The following is a 19,185-nucleotide window of genomic DNA, read 5'->3' as shown; positions in this document are numbered from 1 at the left end:
TTAAATCGGGCCGGGGTGAACCGTCCTCGGTGACCGGTGCCGCGGCGAACCCGTGGTGGGGCGAACCGTGGTGGGGCGCGGCCCGCATGACGCGCAGTGATGCACTCGGACGACGAGCCGGACCTCGGCTCACACGGAGAGGAAGCGATGGACTCGCCTGATCAGGCGGATGGCAGCGGTCGCCCGCTGTCGGTGGTGGTGGCCGGTGGCGGCACCGCCGGACACATCGAGCCGGCGCTGGCCGTGGCCGATGCCGTCCGGCGGCTCGACCCGCGGGCCCGGATCACCGCGCTCGGTACCCGCCGGGGCCTGGAGACCACCCTGGTTCCCGACCGCGGGTACGAGCTGGCCCTGATCCCGCCGGTGCCGTTGCCCCGCAAGCCCGGCCTGGAGTTGGCCAAGACGCCGGCGCGGCTGGCCCGGTCGGTGGCCGCGGCACGCAAGGTGCTCGCCTCGGTGCAGGCCGACGTCGTCGTCGGATTCGGTGGGTATGTGTCGATCCCGGCGTACCTCGCGGCGCAGACCCATCTCCGCGCCAAGAAGAGACTGCCGATCGTCATCCACGAGGCCAACGCGTCGGCCGGTATCGCGAACAAGGTCGGCGCCCGCTTCGCCGATGTGGTGCTCGCCGCGGTCGACGGGTCCGGGCTGGAGAATGCCCGCGTCGTCGGAATCCCGGTGCGGGGCCAGATCGCCGAACTCGACCGGTCCGCGTTGCGGGCCAAGGCCCGGCACTACTTCGGCCTCGACGAGGAGGCGCCGACACTTCTGGTGTTCGGTGGGTCGCAGGGGGCCCAACAGCTCAACAAGGCGGTCGAGGGTGCTGCCGGGGCGTTGGGCCGTGCCGGCATCGGCGTGCTGCACGCCTACGGGCCAAAGAATTCGATCGATCCGGCGACCCCGGCGGGCGCACCGCCGTATCAGGGTGTCGGCTATCTCAAGCGGATGGATCTGGCGTATGCCGCCGCCGACCTGGCGATCTGCCGGTCGGGGGCGATGACGGTGGCCGAGGTGTCGGCCACCGGGCTGCCCGCGGTGTATGTGCCGCTCCCGCACGGCAACGGCGAGCAGCGACTCAACGCTCTCCCGGTGGTCGAGGCCGGCGGGGGGATCCTGGTCGACAACGACGATCTCACCACCGAGTGGGTGGAACGGGAGATCCCGGCGTTGCTCGGTGATCGGGCGCGGTTGGCGTCGATGTCGGCGGCGGCCGCGGGCACCGGCCATCGGGATGCGGCGGTCGAGGTGGCGCGGGCGGCGCTGGAGTTGGCGGCGCAGTTCCGGGCCGGAGATCACCGCGGACACCTGGCACACGCGTTTCGCTCGCCGGGTTCGGCTCCGGAGCAGTGAACAATATGCATCGGAACGAGTGGGTGGAGGTGAGTCGATGACCGGCGAGACGACGCGATCGGGTGCCGGAACGCTGCCGGCCCACCTGCGGCGGGTGCACATGGTCGGTATCGGCGGTGCCGGCATGTCCGGGCTGGCGCGGATCCTGCTCGCGCGGGGTGCGGCGGTGTCCGGCTCGGACGCGAAGAGCAGTCGGGGTGTGCTCGCCCTGCGTGCGCGCGGCGCCCACATCCAGGTGGGACACGACCCGTCGGCGCTCGATCTGATCCCGGGCGGGCCGTCGGTGGTGGTGACCACCCATGCGGCCATCCCGAAGACCAATCTCGAACTCGTCGCGGCCCGGTCCCGGGGTATCCCGATCCTGCTGCGCCCGCATGTGCTGGCCGAGTTGATGGTCGGGTATCGCACGGTCCTCGTCGCGGGCACGCACGGGAAGACGTCGACGACGTCGATGGCCGTGGTGGCCCTGCAGCATTGCGGTGTCGATCCGTCCTTCGCGATCGGTGGTGAGCTGAACGAGTCGGGCACCAACGCCCATCACGGCAGTGGTGCGGTGTTCGTGGCTGAGGCCGACGAGAGCGATGGTTCGCTGCTCGAGTACACGCCCGACATCGTCGTGATCACCAACATCGAGTCCGATCACCTCGACTACTTCGGTACCGTCGAGCGCTACGTCGCGGTGTTCGACGCCTTCGTGGCCCGGATCGTCGACGGCGGCGTCCTGGTGGTGTGCCTCGACGATCCCGGCGCGCGGGCGCTGGCGCAGCGGTGCGCGGCGACGTTGGCCGCCCGGGGTGTGTCGGTGCTGGGATACGGCACCGACGGTGTGGCGGTGCCCGACGGTGTGTCGATGGTGGCGAGCGTGCGGTCGTGGACGCCGACGACCGCGGGCAGCGATGTCGAGGTCCGGTTCGCGCCGCCGGTCAACGACGTCGCCGAATCCCGCCGGATGTCGTTGACGCTGCCCGGTATTCACATGGCGCGGAACGCCATCGGGGCGACGATCGGTGCGGTGTGCGCCGGCGCCGATCTATCCGGGGTGATCGACGGCATCGAGGCCTTCTCCGGGGTGCGTCGGCGGTTCGAGTTCAAGGGCCGCGCCCGCGGGGTCGAGGTCTTCGACGACTACGCACACCATCCCACCGAGGTGGCCGCGGTGCTCACCGCCGCGCGCGCGATCGTCGACGCCGATCCCGGCGTCGAGCGACGCGTCATCGCCGTCTTCCAGCCTCATCTGTATTCGCGCACCGAGGAATTCGCCGATCAGTTCGCCGCGGCACTCGATCTGGCCGACGTGGTCGTCGTCGCCGACGTCTATGGGGCGCGCGAGGACCCGATCCCCGGTGTGAGCGGGCGGATGATCGTGGAGCGGATGTCGCGTCCGGCGACGTTCGTGGCGGACCTGTCCTCGCTGGCGCAGACGGTGGCCGCGGCGGTGGTGCCCGGGGACATCGTGCTGACGCTGGGTGCCGGGGACATCACCATGCAGGGCCCGGAAATCCTTGCCGTGCTGGCCGATCCGCATCCGGCGGGCCCAGAACAGGCGGGCCCAGAACAGGCAGGCCCAGCACCGGCGGGCCCAGCACCGGCGAGCCCCGAACCGGCGGAACCGTGAGGCCGCGGCTGCCACGGCGTCGCCGATCCCGGCTCCTGCTGGGCGGTGTGGTGGCGGCCGTCGTGATCGTCGGGTCGGTGCTCGTCGCGTATCTGACACCGCTGATGTCGGTGCGCGGCACCGAGATCAGCGGTACCCGGACGGTGCCGGGGGCTCAGGTGCTCGCCGCGGCCGCGGTGCCGTCGGGAACCCCGTTGCTGCAGGTCGACACCGGTGCCGCGGCACGGCGGATCGCCGCGATCCCGTCGGTGGAATCGGCACGCGTGCAACGCAGTTACCCGTCGACCCTGGAGATCACCATCACCGAGCGGGTCCCGGTCGCGGTGGTCACCGAGGGGGACAAGCTCCACGTCCTCGATCGGTCCGGGGTCGGCTACCTCACCTATCCCGCGGCCTCGGCGCCGCCGGACATCAAGAAGCTGCCCGTCTTCCACACCGCGACACCGGGTCCTGCCGATCCCACCACGCGGGCCGCGCTGGCGGTGGTGGCCGGGTTGCCGCCGTCGTTGTCCAAGCAGGTGGTCAGTGTCACGGCCTCCTCGCCGGTGGACATCCACCTGGAGCTGACCGGGAATCGGAATGTGGTGTGGGGTGACGATTCCCAGGGTGCGGAGAAGGCGCGCACGCTCAGTTATCTGTTGACCCGCGACGCCACGCAGTTCAACGTCTCCGCCCCCGCCTTTCCGACATACCGGTAGCGGCACGCCATCTCGGTAGGGGCGCACCATCTCAGGTGGAGGCGCGACAGCGCGCGGCGATTCGGGCGTCCGCGCCCCGCTTTCCGACATATCGGCGGGGATTTGGCGACACGCCGAGGCGCCTCCCGGGTCTGGGGCGCACCGGTGCCTAGCGTCGTCACCAACACCACTACTTGACATAACTCTAGATCTATGGTTGAGGTTTAGGGTTTTGACCCGAGAAGGAAGGCGAGCGTCATGACGCCACCGCACAACTACCTGGCCGTGATCAAGGTCGTCGGCATCGGCGGCGGCGGCGTCAACGCCGTCAACCGGATGATCGAGCAGGGCCTCAAGGGCGTTGAGTTCATCGCCATCAACACCGACGCGCAGGCGCTGTTGATGTCCGACGCCGACGTCAAGCTCGACGTCGGACGTGATTCCACGCGTGGTCTCGGCGCCGGTGCCGATCCCGAGGTGGGTCGTCGTGCGGCCGAGGATGCCCGCGACGAGATCGAGGAGCTCCTCAAGGGTGCCGACATGGTGTTCGTGACCGCGGGTGAGGGCGGCGGCACCGGAACCGGCGGCGCGCCGGTGGTGGCCGCGATCGCACGCAAGCTGGGCGCGCTGACCGTCGGCGTGGTGACCCGCCCGTTCGGCTTCGAGGGCAAGCGGCGTGGCAATCAGGCCGAGGCCGGCATCACCGCACTGCGCGAATCCTGCGACACCCTGATCGTCATCCCGAACGATCGTCTGCTGCAGCTCGGCGACGCCCAGGTCAGCCTGATGGACGCCTTCCGCAGCGCCGACGAGGTACTGCTCAACGGTGTGCAGGGCATCACCGACCTGATCACCACGCCCGGTCTGATCAACGTCGACTTCGCCGACGTCAAGGGCGTGATGAGTGACGCGGGCAGCGCGCTGATGGGTATCGGTTCGTCCCGCGGTGAGGATCGTGCCAAGAAGGCCGCGGAGTCGGCGATCAACTCGCCGCTGCTCGAGGCCTCGATGGAAGGCGCACGCGGCGTGCTCATCTCGATCGCCGGCGGCAGCGACCTGGGCCTGTTCGAGATCCACAACGCGGCGACCCAGGTGCAGGAGGCGGCCCACGAGGACGCCAACATCATCTTCGGCACCGTGATCGACGACAACCTCGGTGACGAGGTCCGGGTGACGGTGATCGCGGCCGGATTCGACGGCGGCGCACCGCGCAAGCGGACCGACGCACCCACGGCCGCCGCCGGGAAGTCGGCGGTCGGATCGGCCACCGCCGGTACCGTCTCGACGCCCACCAAGAGCGATCCGCTCTTCGGTGACCTCCCGGCCGGGCAGGGCGATCCCTTCGCCTCCAACGCCGCCCCCGAGCGGCCCCGCCGCAACAACGTGACCCTCGACGACGACGACGTCGATGTTCCGTCCTTCATGAAGCGGTGAGATGAACTCACCGGTTTCCGGTGGTGCGCGGGTCCGGCGCGTGGTGACCACCCGCGCCGGCGGCGTCTCGCGTGCGCCGTATGACAGCTTCAATCTCGGTGATCATGTCGGCGACGACCCCGCGGCCGTGGCGGTCAACCGGCGACGCCTCGCCGAGCAGATCGGTGTCGAGGAGTCGTCGGTGGTCTGGATGGAGCAGATCCACAGTCGCAACGTCACGGTCATCGACGAGCAGACGCTCGGATCCGCCGAGGGCGAGCGGGTCGGACCGTCGATCCGGGTGCCGGCGACCGACGCCCTCGTCACCACGGTCCCCGGCGTCGCGTTGGCGGTCCTGAGCGCCGACTGCGTGCCGGTCCTGCTCAGCGACGACGAGGCCGGTGTGATCGCCGGTGTGCACGCCGGGCGGGTGGGTGCGCGGATCGGGATCATCCCGGCGACGCTGCGCACGATGATCCGGCTCGGCGCGCGTCCCGAACGCATCGGGGCGTTCCTCGGGCCGGCCGCGAGCGGTGAGCGCTACGAGGTCCCCGCAGCGATGCAGCGCGACGTCGAGGAACACCTCCCGGGCAGTGCCTGCCGAACCCGTCAGGGAACCGCGGGCCTCGACCTGCGCGCCGGGATCCGTCGGCAACTCCTCGCCGTCGGGGTCGGTGCGGTGGCGCAGGATCCGCGCTGCACCATCTCCGACACCGAGTTGTTCAGCCATCGACGTGGCGCCCCCACCGGCCGGTTGGCGTCGGTGATCTGGATCGATCCCGACGGCGATCCCGACGAGGACGCTGCCGGCCCGGTGGCCGGGTCGTGAGCGATCCGCGCTCGGATGAACTCGCCGGGCGACTCGCGGCCGTGCGTGAGCGGCTCGACGCCGCGGTCGCCGCGGCCGGTCGCCCGGTGGGCGACGTCGAACTGCTGGTGGTCACCAAGTTCTTCCCGGCATCCGACGTGATGCGGCTGATCGAGCTGGGGGAGCGGGCCTTCGGCGAGTCGCGGGAGCCGGAGGCGAGCCGCAAGCTCGCCGAACTCGGCGACGCCGTACCGACCCATCGGGTGGTGTTCGACATGATCGGCAGTGTGCAGACCAAGAAGGCGAAAACCGTTGCGCGGTGGGCGCGTTCGGTGCATTCGGTCGACCGCGACAAGCTCGTCGGGCATCTGGGCCGGGCAGCCGAACAGGCACTCGACGAGCACGTGCGCGACGCGCCGCTGGGCGTGTTCGCCCAGGTGAGTCTCGACGGTGACCCGACGCGCGGTGGTGTCGAGATCGCGGACCTGCCGGCCCTGGCCGAGACCATCGCCGCGGAGTCGTCCCTGAGGCTGCGTGGGCTCATGGTGATCACTCCCGTCGACGGTTCTCACCGGCAGTGGATGGAGCGGATGTCCGAGGTCCGGGAGGGTTTTCTCGCCGATCACCCGCAGGCCGGTGAGTTGTCCGCCGGGATGAGCGGGGACATGGAGATCGCGATCGAATACGGCTCGACATGCGTGCGTGTCGGTACCGCGATCATGGGTTCTCGGCCGATACTCTCTCAGTAATCACATTGGTCACACGAGAACCAACGAGAACAACAACACCCACCGGCACCACCTGCAACACCGCTCTAAGCGTCGGACGACAGAGAGGCCCCCGCACATGACCACGATGCAGAAGTTCAAGGCATATTTCGGCATGGTGCCTCCGAGTGAGTACGAGGACGATTACCTCGACGAGCCGGGCCCCGGACCGGTGCGGGCGGTGCCGCGGGAGCGGTCCTACCGCGACGAGTACTACGGCGACGTCTCCTACCGTGACGAGGTCGCCGGAGAAGGCTACGGGGAGTTCCGCGAGGTCGGCTTCCGGGAGCGTGACGGGTATGGCGAGGAACGCCGCTACGCCGCGGCCGGATACGAATTCGAGGCCGGCTACGCCGCGGCACCGGAATACGCCTACGCGGGCAGTGTCCGGGCGGCCGTCGAACACGGTCCGGAGCGTGTGCGTCCGGCCCGGCTCGAGCCGCTGCAGCGGTCGAGCAGCGCGACGTTGCGCGCCGCGAGCGGTCCCCGCGGCGTGGAATCGCGTGGAGAACTCGAGCGGGTGTTCGCCGACGGACCCCTGCACAAGATCACCACGCTGCGCCCGTCCGACTATGGCGAGGCCCGCACCATCGGTGAGCGCTTCCGCGACGGCAACCCGGTGATCATGGATCTGGTCAACATGAGCAACGACGACGCAAAGCGACTCGTCGACTTCGCCGCCGGACTCGCGTTCGCGTTGCGCGGTTCGTTCGACAAGGTCGCCACCAAGGTGTTCTTGCTCTCGCCCGCCGACATCGACGTCTCGGCCGAGGATCGGCGCAAGATCGCCGAAACCGGCTTCTACAATCAGTCCTGAACTGCGCAAATCGGCCCAATCGCCCACCCTCCGGTGGGGTCGGGCCATCCCATCCGATCGTCGTCGTCGCGCCCGCGGAGACGTGCCGGGTCACACCGGTGCGACCGCGGGCGCGCGGCGTCAGGCACTCTTGAGAAGTGGCGATGCTGTTCGAAATCCTCTACTACGTCCTGTTCGTCTACTGGTTGCTGCTCCTGGCCCGGCTCATCGTGGAACTGGTCCGCAGTTTCGCGCGGGAATGGCGACCGACCGGAATCGTCGTGGTGGTCATCGAGGTGACCTTCACCCTCACCGATCCGCCGATCAAACTCCTGCGGCGCATCATTCCGCCGATTCCCCTCGGACCGGTGCGGCTGGATCTGTCCCTGATGATCGTGCTGATCGTTGTCGTCATCGCGATGCAATTCGTGGGCTCGTTCCGGACATCGGCGGCCCTGGCCGCGCTCGGCATGCCGGTCTGAAAGCAGGAGCGCCATCGGGTACGTGTCTGCCGGTAGTGGGCCATTTCGACGGGCATGGATGTCATAGTTAGATGACTGTTTGGTTGCGAGACGACATCGATGATCTACAACGAACGGTTCAGGTGTGACAGGATAAGACGCCAGTTACAGATTTTGACTGGTATGAATGATCAGTGACACTCTGTACTGGGCTCAGTTTTCGACCGTCAACAACACACAATCTCGAACGACATTGAGGGGACCGACATGCGGCTGACACCAGCTGATGTGCACAACGTCGCGTTCAGCAAACCGCCTATCGGTAAACGCGGCTACAACGAGGACGAGGTGGATCAATTCCTCGACTTCGTCGAGGCGGAACTCGCGCGTCTGATCGATGAGAACTCCGATCTGAAGCAGCGCGTCGAAGAACTCGAAGGCGAGCTCGCCGACGCCAAGTCGGGTGCGGTCGCCGCCGCTCCGGCACCGTCGGAGGACCACACGCAGGTCTTCTCGATGTCCAAGCCCGAACCCGAGCCCGCCCCGGCCCCGGTGGCCGCTGCCGCACCGGTCAGCGCACCCGTCGACGGCGACGCCCATGTCCGGGCCGCCAAGGTTCTGGCCCTGGCGCAGGAGACGGCCGACCGCCTGACCGGATCGTCGCGACAGGAGGCCGACGCCCTGCTGTCGGACGCCCGTCAGCGAGCCGACTCGATGGTCGCCGACGCGCAGAGCAAGTCCGAGGCCACCCTGACCGACGCCCGGCAGCGATCCGAGGCGATCCTCGCCGACGCTCAGACGCGTTCGGAGGCGCAGGTGCGTCAGGCCCAGGAGCGTGCCGACGCCCTGCAGTCCGATGCCGAGCGCAAGCACGCCGAGATCATGGGCACCATCAACCAGCAGCGTGGTGTGCTCGAGGGCCGCATCGAACAGCTCAAGGTGTTCGAGCGCGAGTACCGCACCCGCCTGAAGACCTACCTGGAATCGCAGCTCGAGGAGTTGCAGCAGCGCGGTAGCGCCGCACCGGTGGAGAGTGGACGCCCCGTCGACCAGTCGTTCTCCACGGATCCGGGCAATGGTGGGTTCAGCAACTACTCGCAGAGCTGATCGCCCGCGACGTGAGCACATGACATGCTGACCCTGGCCCTGGCGGCCACGCTCGTCGGTTTCGTCCTGCTCGTCGTCGGTTTGATCACGGGCACACTGTGGCTCGCGGTCGCGTGCATCGTGGTGTGTCTGGTCGGACTGATCTTCCTGGTCGCCGACATCGTGTGGTCGGGGCGCCGGACCAAGCCGGAGCCCGATCGGGGCGGCGGGTTCGGCTTCGGGACCGATGAGGACGCTGCCGCCCACGACGAACGCGACGCCGGCGACGATGCCGGCCCGACCGGGGACGAAGCCGGATCGGCTCAGACCGTGGCCGCCGGTGACGAACCGTCGAGTTCTCCGCCGCCGCATCCCGGCGGGCCCAGAGCGGTGCCGATGTCGGCAGAGGACGAGCGAGCGGCCCTCTGGCAAGGTGTGGTGACACCACGATCGCCGGCCGAGCCGCCGGCGTCCCATGCCGAGAAGGCCGATCGCACCCCGGTGCCCCCGGCGCAGCCGACCGGCGATTCACCCACCGTCGACTCACCGAACGTTGACTCGACGGTTGATTCTCCGACAACGGCCGAACGGGGTTACGCCGACTATCTGCGATCCGTGGGCGCCGCCGACATCGTCGATACGCCGAAGCCTGCTGATGTGCCGGCACCGCCGGCACCGGGTTCGGTTCCCACCTCATCGTCGTCCGGTGCGACGGACCCCGCGGTGACACGAGCGCAACCGCAGGCGACCTCCGACGCCGACGCTGATCGTGAGGATCCGCCCCCGCCCCGTACGATCGATCCGCTCGATCCGAATTGGCGTCCGCCACTGTCCTGAGCGACAGCGGGCGCTTGGCAGCGGGGCCCGAAAACGATTTGGTTGTCGGCCGCCCTCGGCGGCTACACTGAGTGCTGCGTTGATCCGGCCATCACCGGGGAGCACCTGGAAGAACGGGGTACGGCCGGGCCCACCCGGTCCGGCAATGTCCGCCCTCAGTAGAACCAGGCGGGTTGGCCCGTCACAGCCTTGTTGATCCGCGACGGTCGCCCATCGGCGGTCCCGCGGGTGCCGAGTGGCATCGGTGTCTGCCGATGCAAGCGGGGTGGTACCGCGCAGATGATGCGTCCCCGTGCCGAATGAGCAGTGATGGCACGAGGAGCCCTTCGTATGAGCGACGCCAGTTCGTCCCCCGACACCCACGTGTACCCCGTCGTCGACATGACCGACGGCGAGCGTGGAGCACCGTCGTTCCCCACGGTCGAAGAACGGGTCCTGGCCTACTGGGATGCCGACGACACCTTCCGTGCGTCGATCGCCAACCGCGCCGACGCCCCGGAGTTCGTCTTCTACGACGGTCCGCCGTTCGCCAACGGCCTGCCCCACTACGGGCATCTGCTGACCGGCTACGTCAAGGATGTGGTACCGCGGTACCAGACGATGCTCGGCAAGAAGGTGGAGCGCCGCTTCGGCTGGGACACCCACGGTCTACCCGCCGAACTCGAGGCCGAACGCCAACTCGGGATCACCGACAAGTCGGAGATCGAGACCATGGGCGTCGAGAAGTTCAACGACTACTGCCGCGATTCGGTGCTGCGCTACACCGGTGAATGGCGCGACTACGTGACCCGGCAGGCCCGCTGGGTGGACTTCGACAACGATTACAAGACCCTCGACATCGACTTCATGGAGTCGGTCATGTGGGCCTTCCGGCGGCTGTGGGACAAGGGCCTGATCTATCAGGGTCATCGCGTGCTGCCGTACTCCTGGTACGAGCAGACACCGCTGAGCAATCAGGAATCCAAGCTCGACGACGCCTACCGGATGCGTCAGGACCCGGCGGTCACCGTGCGCATGCCGCTGGTCGTCCCCGACGGTCCGCACACCGAACTCGACGGCGTGAACGCCCTCATCTGGACGACCACCCCGTGGACACTGCCGAGCAACCTCGCCATCGCCGTCAACCCGGATGTCACCTACGTCCACCTCAGGGCGGCCGACGGGCAGGAATACCTGCTCGCCGAGGCGCTGGTGGGTGCCTACGCCAAGGAGTTCGGTGATTCCGAGACCCTGGGCACCTACCGGGGCGCCGACCTCGCCGATCTGCACTACACGCCGCCGTTCGACTTCTTCGCCGGCCATCCGAATGCGCACCGGATCCTGTTGGGTGACTACGTCACCACCGACAGCGGCACCGGAATCGTGCATCTGGCACCGGCTTTCGGTGAAGAGGACATGGAACTGGCCACCGCCAACGGCATCGAGGTGGTGCAGCCACTGGATCCGGGTGGCCGATTCACCGCGCAGGTGCCACCGTACGAAGGCCTGATGGTCTTCGATGCGAATCCGGTGATCATCAAAGACCTCAAGGGTGTGGGCAAGATCCTGCGGCACGAGACGATCGAGCACTCCTATCCGCATTCGTGGCGATCGGGAAAGCCGTTGATCTACATGGCCGTTCCGTCGTGGTTCGTGGCCGTGGCGCCGATCAAGGAGCGGATGCTCGAGCTCAACAAGCAGATCACCTGGGCGCCCGAACACATCCGGGACGGTCAGTTCGGCAAGTGGCTCGAGGGTGCGCGGGACTGGAACATCAGCCGAAATCGCTTCTGGGGTGCGCCGATCCCGGTCTGGGTGTCGGACAATCCGGAGTATCCGCGGACCGATGTCTACGGCTCACTCGACGAGCTCGAGCGGGATTTCGGGGTGCGACCGGACAATCTGCATCGTCCCTACATCGACGAGCTGACCCGGCCCAATCCCGATGATCCGACCGGTACCTCGGTGATGCGCCGCGTCCCCGAGGTACTCGACTGCTGGTTCGAGTCCGGGTCGATGCCGTATGCGCAGGTGCACTACCCGTTCCAGAACGCCGACTGGTTCGACGGTGACGCCGATTCCGGTGTGCTGCCGCACAATCCGGGTGACTTCATCGTCGAGTACAACGGTCAGACCCGCGGCTGGTTCTACAACCTGCACGTACTGGCGACGGCCCTGTTCGACCGGCCCGCATTCAAGAGCGTGATCGCGCACGGCATCGTGCTCGGCGACGACGGCCAGAAGATGAGCAAGTCCAAGCGCAACTACCCCGACGTCAACGAGGTCTTCGACCGCGATGGCTCCGATGCGATGCGCTGGTTCCTGATGGCCTCGCCGGTGCTGCGGGGCGGCAACCTGGTGGTCACCGAGAAGGGAATCCGCGAGGGAGTCCGTCAGGCGCTGCTGCCGCTGTGGAATGCCTACAGTTTCCTGCAGCTCTACGCCGAGCGGCCGGCCACCTGGCGGACCGACTCGACCAACGTGCTCGACCGGTACATCCTGGCCAAGCTGGCGGTCACCCGCGACGACATGACCACGGCGCTCGACACCTATGACATCGCCGGGGCATGTGAGTCGTTCCGCGAGTTCGTCGAGTCGCTGACCAACTGGTACGTCCGTCGGTCCCGGGCGCGGTTCTGGGCGGGACAGGACGCCGATGCGGACGCCTTCGACACGCTGTACACGGTGCTCGAGGTGGCCTCCCGGCTGGCGGCGCCGCTGCTGCCGCTGGCCACCGAGGCGATCTGGCGCGGGCTGACCGGCGGACGGTCGGTGCACCTCACCGACTGGCCGAGTGCCGACGAACTGCCCGGCGACACCGCGTTGGTGTCGGCGATGGACGAGGTGCAGGCGGTGTGTTCGACGGCGTCGAGTATCCGCAAGGCCAACCAGCTCCGGGTGCGACTTCCGTTGCCGGGGTTGACGATCGCGTCGCCGACGGCCGAGCAACTCACCCCGTTCACCGACCTCATCGCCGACGAGATGAATGTGAAGTCGGTGCAGTTGTCCACCGACGCCGACGCCTATGGGCGCCACGAGCTGGTGGTGAACGCCCGCGCGGCCGGACCCCGTTTGGGCAAGGATGTGCAGCGGGTGATCAAGGCGGTCAAGGCGGGCAACTGGACCGTGTCGTCGGCCGCCGATGGCACCGAGGTGGTCTCGGCCGACGGGATCGATCTGCAGCCCGGTGAGTACACGCGCAAATTGGTTGCGGTGGAGCCGGATTCGACGGCCGAGCTGCCCGGCGGCGGTGGCCTGGTCGTCCTCGACACCGCGGTGACCGAGGAACTCGAATCCGAGGGCTGGGCCAAGGACCGCGTGCGGGAACTGCAGGATGCGCGAAAGACGTTGGGACTCGACGTCTCCGACCGCATCGAGATCCGTCTGGTGGTACCCGCCGGGCGCGCCGAATGGGCCCGGCGTCATGCCGAGCTGATCGCCGGTGAGGTTCTCGCGGTCCGCTTCGACGTCGACGTCGACGGTGCTGCCGGAGCGATCGCACTCGGCGACGGCGTCAGCGCCGATGTGGTGAAGGCGCCCGCCGGAAGCTGAGCGCCGGCACGGTCGTTGACAGCGCTCACGCACACGTTGACAGCGCTCACGCACACGTTGACAGCGCTCTGAATTTCACTGACAGCGCTTCGCCAAGCGCTGTCAACGTCGGGTAGAGCGCTGTCAACGTGGTGTCGAGCGCTGTCACCGTGGATGGGGTTGGACGTCGGGTTCGCGATCAGATGTCGATCGCCGCAAGCATGTGCTCCAAAGCCGTGATGCGCTGACGGCAGTATTCCTCGAGTGCCGGGTCGGCGACGGCATCGGGGGTGAGGCGTTCGACGGGGATGGAGGCGACTGCTGCCGCGAGGGCGAGTTGGATGCGGTGGGCGCGGGTGAGATCGGGCAGTGTGATCCGCACGCCGCCGTCGGCGAGTCCGGCTCGGTAGGCGGGCAGGCACAGATCCTGGAGTTCGCCGAGGCGCGCGCCGGGCATCCGTCCGAGGTCGATCTCGCTGATGACGAGTTGGGAGAGATCGAAGCCCACCCGATTGCGGCCGAAGAACGCCCAGTCGATGACGATGAACCCGGAGCCGTCCACGGAACGCAGGATGTTGTTGGGACATGCGTCGCCGTGTGCGACGAGGAGCGGGAGCGACTCGATCTCGGTCAGCAGGGTCGGCACCTGCTCGATGAACGCGTCGAGCCGACGGCGCAGAGCCGGCGTCACCGTTCGGAGCAGCGCCGGGTGTGACCACACCGATCCCTCGTCGAACGCCGCGAGATACATCCCGCACAGCTTGATCTGCCAGTACACCCGGGCCTGATGCGGACCGGTCGGGTGTCCGATGGCGTCGACGATGTGACCGATCGGGTCCGCACCGGCGAATCGTCCGAGCATCCGGGCGGCGTCGCGGTAGTCGGTTGCCGACCACGGACCCGGGACATGGTCGACCCGTTCCAGCCAGATGGCGGCGGATTCGTCGTCGAGATCGATGACGGCCGGGCATCGAGCCTGTCGCATGCCCTCGGGGAGCGACGACGACATGGGCGAGCGGTATACGTCGGGCTCGACACGCCAGGGCAATGCGTCCATCAGGACCGCCCGGTGTTCGGGCGGTATTGCCGCCAGCATCGGAGACCGTGCCACGGATCGGGCGACCTTGCGGACGAGGCGGTGGGTGCCGGCGTCGGTGCGCACGCGAACCTCGGCGCGTTCGCCGGTGGTCAGTGTCGACAGCGGGTAATCGACGTCGGCGACCGAGGTCTCACGGATCTCGCCGGGCACAACGGCGCGGATCTCCTCGAGCCAGGGCGCGGGGGAAGGCTCTTGTGGCGACGCGCTCATCGGCTACCCTTTGGTCAAGCTACTTTACTAGAAAGGTAAGTAGATTGACCAATTCTGTCAAGGGGATGTCCGCAGCCGGGCCGGGTCCGCACGTGGCGATGCTGCTGGGACTCGCCCTGGCGCGGGTACGCGCAGGGGTGGTCCCCGAGGAGTGGGACGGCCTGCGCGTCTCGCACTTTCGCGTCCTCGAGGCGGTCGCCGACGGAGCCGGGCGGACCGTCGACCTGGCGCAGGTTCTCGGAATGACCAAGCAGGGCGCCGGTCAGCACGTCGCCTTCCTGGTCGACGGCGGGTTCCTCGCGGTCGGCCACGATCCGGGCGATCGACGCGTGCGGCGGATCTCGGTGACCGCGCGAGGCGAGGACCTGATCGGGCGACTTCGGGTGTATCTGTCGGCGGTCGAACGCACGTGGGCCGCCGAGGTGGGACCCCACGACTACGAGGTGTTCCGTCGGGTCCTGGCCCGGATTGCACACGGCGAGGATCTCTACTCCGCGTGATCGGGTAACACGCGCGGGTCGGGAGTCGGTCGGTCCCGACGCAGGATCGCCGACAGGACGGCGTCGACCTGTGCGCCGAACAACTGCTCCGGCGCGGCGAAGGTGTCGGTGCCGTACTGGCCGATGACCTCCAGCGAGGTCGCGCCGATCACGGTGGACCACAACAGTGTTCCGGCCAGCAGGACGCCGTCGGGCAGGGTGCTGGCGAACTCGGTGCGGATGGCGTCGAGGTCGGTCGACAGTTCGGCGGGCAGCGAGGTCCGGCGATCGGTGGTCCGTCCGGCGGCATGTGCGTCGGCGAGTTCGGCGAGCAGGCGGGCGATCACCCTGGTGCCGGGCGCGACGGTGCGGTCGGCGGGGGCGGCGTAGCCGGGTACCGGGCTGCCGTACAGCAGTGCCCACCGGGCCGGGTCGTTGATCGCCCAGGAACGAATCGCGTTGGCGACGGCCAGGATTCGGACGTAGGAATCCGCCGGTTCGGCGGCATCGGCGGCGGCGTCGACCGCCTCGCCGAGGTCGGTGTACCCCTCGACGAGCAGCAGCGTCAGCAGTTCGTCGCGACTGGGCACATAGCGATAGACCGCCGAGGAGACCACGCCGAGTTCCCGGGCGATCGCACGCAGCGAGAGTCCCGCGGCTCCGTGGGTGCGCAGATGCTCACGCCCGAGCCGCAGGATCTCGGACTCCATGACCTGTCGATTCTGTGCACGGGAACGCGATGTGGTCGCGCGGGACGGGGGAGTGTCGGCAGGGGGCATGGCGACCATCGTGCCATGAATGAGAGCGGTGCTCTTGATTTTCTGGCCGGGATGGCGGATTCTGAATTAGAGAGCACCGCTCTCGATTCCGCCTCAACGAAAGGGCCGACATGTCCGACACCCACTACCGCGCACCGCAGGGCCTCGATGTCCGCTTCAACGCCATCGTCCGATGGCTCGCCGATCGCGGCGTGAATCTGGCCGGCGCGCAAACCCTGACCGTCCTCGGACGGAAGACCGGCACACCGCAGCGAATCCCGGTCAACCCGTTGACCATCGACGGCGCCCAGTACCTGGTCTCGGTGCGGGGTCAGACCCAGTGGGTGCGCAACGTGCGGGTCAACGGGGCGGTCGAGTTGCGTCGCGGTCGTCGCACTCGTGCCGCCCACCTCACCGAGGTGCCCGATTCCGCGCGCCCGGCGATCATCCGCCGCTACCTGGACAAGTGGGGCTGGGAAGTCGGCCGCTTCCTGCCCGACGGAGTCGGCGTCGACGCCACCGCCGATCAGATCCGCGCCCACGCCCACCAGATCCCGGTCTTCGTCGTCGGGTGACCCGCGCGGCGAGTGCCCCGTCCGGTACTGCCTACGCTGGTGAGGTGTCCGATCGATCCGCTCCCTCCGGAGAGGGGGAACGCAGTGCCCGCTGGGTGATGCACCTGGACATGGACGCCTTCTTCGCCTCGGTGGAACAACTCACCCGGCCCACCCTCGCCGGGCGACCCGTCCTCGTCGGCGGTACCGGCGGCCGCGGAGTCGTGGCCGGCGCGAGCTACGCCGCCCGTGCCTACGGCGCACGATCGGCGATGCCCATGCATCAGGCGCGGCGACTGGTCGGCGCGACCGCGGTGGTGTTGCCGCCACGCGGCAGCGTCTACCGCGCGGTGAGCGAACGCATCTTCGCGATCGTCCGCGAATCGGTGGGTGTGATCGAGATGCTGTCCTTCGACGAGGCGTTCGCCGAACCGTCCGAGCTCAGTGGCGAAAGTGGTGCCACCGCACAGGAGTTCGCGGAGTCCATCCGGCGCCGCATCCGGGATGAGGTGGGACTGGCGGCCTCGGTCGGCTTCGGGTCGGGCAAGCAGATCGCCAAGATCGCATCGGGGATGGCCAAACCCGACGGGGTGATGGTCATCGGACCATCCGGGGAACTCGACTTCCTGCACGCACTTCCGGTGCGCAAACTCTGGGGGATCGGCCCGGTATCCGGAGACCGATTGGCGCGCTTGGGGATTGCCACCATCGGTGACTTCGCGGCACTGTCCGAGGTGGAGGTGGCCTCGGTGCTCGGGTCGACCGTCGGGCCGGCGCTGCATCGCCTGGCCCAGGGCATCGACGACCGCCCCGTCACCGAACGTGCCGCGGCGAAACAGATCTCGGCGGAATCGACATTCGCCGACGACATCGTGACCCTGCCCGCCCTGCGGCCGGCGATCGCCCGCGCGGCCGCCGACGCCCATCGGCGGCTCGTCGCGGACGGTCGCGGGGCCCGCACTGTGGTCCTGAAACTCAAACGCTCCGACATGTCCGTCCTCACCCGCAGTTCCACCCTTCCCGCCGCCACCAGCGACCTCGACGCGCTGGTCGCCATCGCTCAGCGACTGGCCCTCGATCCGGAGGCAATCGGCCCGATCCGGCTCGTCGGCGTCGGGTACTCGGGACTGAGCGACATCGAGCAGTACGCACTCTTCGGCGACGCGGCGGTCACGGCCGGCGCAATCAGTTCTGCCCACCTCGATCCGGGCGACACCCCTGTGGTCGATCCCGATTCAGTCGAGCCCGACTCGGGTGACATCGATCCGGTGCACACCGATTCCCTCGACCTCGACGTCCCCGCCGGGAACCGCACGAGCGCGAATCCGTCCGGGGCGCACCACCATTGGGCTACCGGCCGCGACGTGGTGCACCCCGAGTACGGGCACGGGTGGGTGCAGGGTGCCGGTCACGGGGTGGTGACGGTGCGCTTCGAGACGCGGGCCACCGGACCCGGACCGGTCCGCACGTTCACCGAGTCGGACGCGAACCTGCAACCGGCCGATCCGCTCGACAGCCTCGCGTGGCCGTCGACGGCGACTCAGGCCGGCCAGTCACGCGGTTCGGATGCCGAGAAGAAGTCGGCCACCTCGTCCTGATCGCAGCCGGTGCCGAGCAGTGCCAACAGCGCCATCCGGGCCTGCGGCGGACGAAGCCACCGGGAGACGATCGCGCCCGCCCGCTCCAGATCGACGGCGCCGCCACCGCCGCCATAGGTGGGGACGACCGGGCCGAACGGAACCCGGGTGGACACGACGACGACCACGCCGCGTCGACGCGCCAGATCCACCTCGGCCGTGATGTCGGGATGGGTGTTGCCCGAACCGGTCCCGGCCAACACGATGCCGCCCGCATGCTGCGCGACGGCCGCGGCGATGATGCCGGGGGAGACACCCGGATACAGGCTGTAGGTGTCCACCCGCGCCAACCGGCCACTCGGCACCGGACCGGTCAGCAGCGGTCGTGGCAACCCGTCATGCACCGAGTCGAACGCATCGAGGTCGACCGTGGACGCCTTGAACGCACCACGCGCCGCGACGAGCTGCCCACCGAGGAGGATGGAGACCCCGTGACCGCGGCTCGCCGGGTCCGCCGCGTGGCCCAACGCCGCGGCAATGTTCTCCGGGCCGTCGGAATCCGGGGAATCGGCCGGATACTGGGCGCCGGTGAAGACCACCGGCCGCGGATCGGCCGCGAACAGGTCGGCGAGGAAGGCGGTTTCCTCCATCGTGTCGGTGCCGTGGGTGACCACCACGCCGTCCACCGCGTCGTCGGCGAGGGCATCGGCGATGGCCGAGACGATCCGGAACTGATCGGCCGGGGTCAGTGCCGAGGAGTCCTTCGCCATCAGGTCGACGGCGACCACGTCGACGGCACTCACCAGCGGTTCCGGGACCGCGTCGGCGTCATCGCCGACGGTGCCCGGCACCTCGGCGACACCCATCAGATCATCGGCCGACAACGTCGGCACGGCCCCGTCGGCCGTCGTCTGCGAGGCGACCGTGCCGCCGGTGGTGATCAGGACGATGCGGGCGCGGGCCTGCGAAGGTGCCATGGATCACAAGGTTCCCCGGAACCTCCGGGTGGCGTCAACCGTTGCGGGGTGGAGTCGAGGACCGACCTCGATGCGGGGCGGCGGTCGGTGACCGGTGACGCCGGATTGGGCCGGGGTTGGCGCTCATGCCCGATCTTGTTTGGCATAGTGGGGAGAACTCGTCGCGGCGCGCGGGGCGGGGAGTCCCGGCGCCGTGCATCCGAACCGATGC

17 protein-coding genes are annotated in these 19,185 nt (G+C 68.6%); 14 read left to right on the top strand and 3 right to left on the bottom strand.

The genetic code is table 11. The annotated features are described in order from the left end of the window. Window positions 1–147: 147 nt before the first annotated feature. The 11 genes from murG to ileS all read left to right on the top strand — a co-directional run bounded on the left by murG (window position 148) and on the right by ileS (window position 13,341). Window positions 148–1,350, top strand: coding sequence for an undecaprenyldiphospho-muramoylpentapeptide beta-N-acetylglucosaminyltransferase (gene murG / locus ABLE92_RS07210; protein ID WP_348804083.1), 1,203 nt, complete (start codon window positions 148–150; stop codon window positions 1,348–1,350). A 37-nt stretch (window positions 1,351–1,387) separates the two neighbouring features. After that, entirely contained in the window at window positions 1,388–2,965 is a 1,578-nt protein-coding gene (murC, locus tag ABLE92_RS07205) for a UDP-N-acetylmuramate--L-alanine ligase (protein WP_348804082.1), read from the top strand. Beyond that, on the top strand, window positions 2,962–3,663 hold the full coding sequence (locus tag ABLE92_RS07200) for a cell division protein FtsQ/DivIB (RefSeq protein WP_348804081.1): 702 nt from the start codon (window positions 2,962–2,964) through the stop codon (window positions 3,661–3,663). The genes murC and ABLE92_RS07200 overlap by 4 nt, the downstream gene beginning before the upstream one ends. A 237-nt stretch (window positions 3,664–3,900) precedes the next feature. Beyond that, window positions 3,901–5,076: a cell division protein FtsZ gene (ftsZ, locus tag ABLE92_RS07195; protein ID WP_348804079.1), complete on the top strand. Its 1,176-nt coding sequence runs from the start codon at window positions 3,901–3,903 to the stop codon at window positions 5,074–5,076. 1 nt (window position 5,077) lies between these two features. Beyond that, a complete protein-coding gene (gene pgeF / locus ABLE92_RS07190; protein ID WP_348804078.1) occupies window positions 5,078–5,884 on the top strand; it encodes a peptidoglycan editing factor PgeF in 807 nt (268 codons plus the stop codon). Next, entirely contained in the window at window positions 5,881–6,612 is a 732-nt protein-coding gene (locus ABLE92_RS07185) for a YggS family pyridoxal phosphate-dependent enzyme (RefSeq protein ID WP_348804077.1), read from the top strand. The genes pgeF and ABLE92_RS07185 overlap by 4 nt, the downstream gene beginning before the upstream one ends. A gap of 97 nt (window positions 6,613–6,709) precedes the next feature. Then, on the top strand, window positions 6,710–7,447 hold the full coding sequence (locus tag ABLE92_RS07180) for a cell division protein SepF (RefSeq protein WP_348804076.1): 738 nt from the start codon (window positions 6,710–6,712) through the stop codon (window positions 7,445–7,447). Between the two features lie 143 nt (window positions 7,448–7,590). Then, window positions 7,591–7,908, top strand: coding sequence for a YggT family protein (locus ABLE92_RS07175; protein WP_425476124.1), 318 nt, complete (start codon window positions 7,591–7,593; stop codon window positions 7,906–7,908). Between the two features lie 246 nt (window positions 7,909–8,154). Next, complete coding sequence (wag31, locus tag ABLE92_RS07170) at window positions 8,155–8,994, top strand: DivIVA-like cell division protein Wag31 (RefSeq protein ID WP_348804074.1); 840 nt, start codon at window positions 8,155–8,157, stop codon at window positions 8,992–8,994. 24 nt (window positions 8,995–9,018) lie between these two features. Further along, window positions 9,019–9,810: a hypothetical protein gene (locus ABLE92_RS07165; protein ID WP_348804073.1), complete on the top strand. Its 792-nt coding sequence runs from the start codon at window positions 9,019–9,021 to the stop codon at window positions 9,808–9,810. Between the two features lie 330 nt (window positions 9,811–10,140). Next, complete coding sequence (ileS, locus tag ABLE92_RS07160) at window positions 10,141–13,341, top strand: isoleucine--tRNA ligase (RefSeq protein ID WP_348804072.1); 3,201 nt, start codon at window positions 10,141–10,143, stop codon at window positions 13,339–13,341. A 178-nt stretch (window positions 13,342–13,519) separates the two neighbouring features. Here ileS and ABLE92_RS07155 read toward each other — a convergent pair whose 3' ends face one another. Then, window positions 13,520–14,629 carry a phosphotransferase gene (locus ABLE92_RS07155; RefSeq protein ID WP_348804071.1) on the bottom strand — a complete coding sequence of 370 codons (1,110 nt, stop codon included), beginning with the start codon at window positions 14,627–14,629 and terminating at the stop codon, window positions 13,520–13,522. A gap of 44 nt (window positions 14,630–14,673) precedes the next feature. Here ABLE92_RS07155 and ABLE92_RS07150 point away from each other — a divergent pair, with 44 nt between their 5' ends. Further along, window positions 14,674–15,129, top strand: coding sequence for a MarR family winged helix-turn-helix transcriptional regulator (locus ABLE92_RS07150; protein ID WP_348804070.1), 456 nt, complete (start codon window positions 14,674–14,676; stop codon window positions 15,127–15,129). Here ABLE92_RS07150 and ABLE92_RS07145 read toward each other — a convergent pair. Then, window positions 15,117–15,887, bottom strand: a complete 771-nt coding sequence (locus ABLE92_RS07145; RefSeq protein ID WP_496560776.1) for a TetR/AcrR family transcriptional regulator — start codon at window positions 15,885–15,887, stop codon at window positions 15,117–15,119. The two genes, ABLE92_RS07150 and ABLE92_RS07145, sit on opposite strands and share 13 nt — an antisense overlap. A 110-nt stretch (window positions 15,888–15,997) precedes the next feature. On the opposite strand from ABLE92_RS07145, the gene ABLE92_RS07140 reads away from it, so the two are divergent. Continuing rightward, window positions 15,998–16,441, top strand: a complete 444-nt coding sequence (locus tag ABLE92_RS07140) for a nitroreductase family deazaflavin-dependent oxidoreductase (RefSeq protein ID WP_348804067.1) — start codon at window positions 15,998–16,000, stop codon at window positions 16,439–16,441. 98 nt (window positions 16,442–16,539) lie between these two features. Beyond that, window positions 16,540–18,018: a DNA polymerase IV gene (locus ABLE92_RS07135; RefSeq protein ID WP_425476134.1), complete on the top strand. Its 1,479-nt coding sequence runs from the start codon at window positions 16,540–16,542 to the stop codon at window positions 18,016–18,018. On the opposite strand, the gene ABLE92_RS07130 is transcribed toward ABLE92_RS07135, so the two are convergent. Beyond that, the gene (locus ABLE92_RS07130; RefSeq protein WP_348804065.1) at window positions 17,961–18,974 is read right to left on the bottom strand and encodes an asparaginase; all 1,014 of its coding nucleotides are present in this window, start codon (window positions 18,972–18,974) and stop codon (window positions 17,961–17,963) included. The two genes, ABLE92_RS07135 and ABLE92_RS07130, sit on opposite strands and share 58 nt — an antisense overlap. Window positions 18,975–19,185 lie beyond the last annotated feature (211 nt).

It is taken from the genome of Gordonia oleivorans (assembly GCF_040044975.1).
GTDB classification, from domain to species: Bacteria; Actinomycetota; Actinomycetes; order Mycobacteriales; family Mycobacteriaceae; genus Gordonia; species Gordonia oleivorans.
The sequence above is the reverse complement of the archived record's forward strand: the minus strand, read 5'-3'. Positions and strand labels throughout refer to the sequence as shown.